This window comes from Saezia sanguinis (assembly GCF_003991585.1).
In the GTDB taxonomy this organism is placed as follows: domain Bacteria; phylum Pseudomonadota; class Gammaproteobacteria; order Burkholderiales; family Burkholderiaceae_C; genus Saezia; species Saezia sanguinis.
On the sequence record NZ_PQSP01000124.1, the window covers coordinates 1 to 258 of the forward strand.

The following is a 258-nucleotide window of genomic DNA, read 5'->3' on the forward strand; positions in this document are numbered from 1 at the left end:
GTTGTCTGATAAAGGTGGTAAGTATTCTAAAGAGCTAGCTGTTCGGTTTAGTGATGAAATGGCAATTAAGCAAGGATGGAATGCCTATGGCGATAAAGAGTATGTGCCCCATGTTAGACGTTATTTAGGGGTGGCGTTAGATTCAGAATTTGCTAAGAAGGTAATGGCAGAAGCTGTTAAGTATGAGGGACTACCATATACATTTGGTGGTGTACCTCCTAGTGCTTTCGATTGTTCTAGCTTAACCCAATGGTGTTA

Annotated in this window: 1 pseudogene; it reads left to right on the top strand. The window is 41.1% G+C overall.

Annotation, left to right across the window (positions count from 1 at the left end):
* Positions 1–258 (top strand): annotated as a pseudogene (locus tag CUZ56_RS15215) (peptidase P60); the annotation flags it as partial.